The organism is Mesorhizobium sp. M7D.F.Ca.US.004.03.1.1 (assembly GCF_003998635.1).
Lineage (GTDB): Bacteria > Pseudomonadota > Alphaproteobacteria > Rhizobiales > Rhizobiaceae > Mesorhizobium > Mesorhizobium loti.
Genome location: NZ_RZQG01001094.1, coordinates 1 through 1,783, shown reverse-complemented (window position 1 = coordinate 1,783; position 1,783 = coordinate 1). Strand labels below are relative to the sequence as shown.

Here is a 1,783-nt window from a genome sequence, read left to right as displayed (position 1 = left end):
AAGCGACAGCAATGACAACCCCGCAACCCGGGAGGGGGCATTGTCATTGGCCGTTGCCGAAGGCGGCAAGACGGCTCGTTGCGTTTCGGGTTCAGGCGTTGCCTTTCTTGCCACGACCGTTGCCAACGCCGCTTCTTCCCCCGTCTCGAGCTGGGCAAGATAGGCCTCGACGATGCCAGCCGAGGCGATCTGCTGCGATTTGATGACCATCGGCGCCGCCGGCAAAGCCAACAATGCCGGTGCTGCTTGTTGCGCAAGCATGGACGGCGCAGGCGGTTGGACCAGAGCCTTGACCAGTGCCGCCATGACTGGATCGGCCTTTGCCAACGGCACGGCTTGCGGCGTCATCGCTTCCCTGGACAAGGCGGCAAGGCGAGTGGAGGAAATGTCCATAGTGCCCCGACTTCAGCATTTTTCTCCCCAACAATAGGGGGTCAGCATTGTCTCAGGCTTGTCGCATGCTTGACCTCGCCGGGAATTTATGGCGATGAAATCCCCATGAACCTCGGCGTCCCTGCATGATGAACCGTTTCGAAGGCCCCGGCGGCAAGGAAGCCCGCATCCGTTACCTCGATGGCGACTTCCAGGTTACCAGCCCCGGCGCATTTGTGCGCTGCGCGGTGACAGGCGAAAGCATTCCGCTCGACGAGTTGAAATACTGGAGCGTTGCCAGGCAAGAGCCTTACGTCAACGCCACCGCATCGCTGCGCCGCGAAATCGAGGTGCATCCGGAGCTGCGTAAGCGGGGCTAGTTGTTTTGACGCAATTCCGGACGGAAAACCGTTTCACACTTTTCTTGGAATTGCTTTAGCCCTTCAGCTTACGCTGGCGCCAGGCATCGAGCGTTTCGCCGATGATGCGCTCTGGAACATTGTCGAGCTCGAAAACCGTGTCGATCTCCAGCACCTCGAGCCGATCGAGAAAGTCCTGTGAGGCGCCGTGACGCAGCCGGGCGGCGTCCTTGGCGGTGGTGATGAGGCCGAGGCCTTCAGCACTTGCGGTCGCCGCCAGCTCGGCAAGTTCGTCCTCACCATAGAAATGATGGTCCGGAAACGGCCGCGTCAACGCCAGCTCGCCGCCCGCCTCGCGCACCGTGTCGAAGAATTTCTCGGGATGGCCGATACCGGCGAAGGCGAGGAACCGCTTGCCGGCAAGCCCTGCCTTACCGCTTGGCTCGGTGTGGGCCTCGAAGATCGGCCGGCCGGCGCGTGCCGCCTGGCGGACCACGGCGTCGGCCGCGGTGCCCTCGCCCATCTTCAACAGCCCGCTGGTGAAAACCAGTTGGTCGACGACCCTGGCCCGGAGCGGACCGCCCGGAATGACGCGGCCATTGCCGATCCCGTAGCGCGCATCGACGACGACCAGCGCGTAGTCGATGTGGATGCGGGCGCTCTGGAATCCATCGTCCATGATCAGGAAATCGCAGCCATGCCGTTCCAGCAGCAGCCGGGCGCCGGCGGCGCGGTTCGGCGTCACCGCCACCGGCGCGTGTTCGGCGAGGAGCAGCGGCTCGTCGCCGACATGCCTGGCGCTGTCATGATGGGCATCGACAACATGCGGCTCGGCGAACGAGCCGCCATGACCGCGCGACAGGAAGCCCGGCTTGAGATGCATGCACTTGGCCTGTTCGGCGAGCGCGATGGCCACCGGTGTCTTGCCGGTGCCGCCGACCGTAAAATTGCCGACGCACAGAACCGGTGCCTCGATCTTCTCGCGCTTGGCCCGCCGCATGCCGCGGCCGGCGACGGCCGCATAGATGGCCGATAGCGGCGACAGAGCCAGG

The 1,783-nt window shown here is 64.0% G+C and carries 2 protein-coding genes and 1 pseudogene; 1 reads left to right on the top strand and 2 read right to left on the bottom strand.

Annotation, left to right across the window (positions count from 1 at the left end):
- Window positions 1-306 (bottom strand): annotated as a pseudogene (locus EN935_RS34255) (hypothetical protein); the annotation flags it as partial.
- A gap of 212 nt (window positions 307-518) precedes the next feature.
- Here EN935_RS34255 and EN935_RS34250 point away from each other — a divergent pair.
- Window positions 519-752 (top strand): DUF2093 domain-containing protein, encoded by a 234-nt coding sequence (locus EN935_RS34250; RefSeq protein WP_127265706.1) that lies wholly within the window; start codon window positions 519-521, stop codon window positions 750-752.
- Window positions 753-807: 55 nt separating this feature from the next.
- Here the strand turns inward: EN935_RS34250 and lpxK are convergent, their stop codons facing one another.
- Window positions 808-1,782, bottom strand: a complete 975-nt coding sequence (gene lpxK, locus EN935_RS34245; RefSeq protein WP_127374139.1) for a tetraacyldisaccharide 4'-kinase — start codon at window positions 1,780-1,782, stop codon at window positions 808-810.
- Between the last annotated feature and the right edge of the window lies 1 nt (window position 1,783).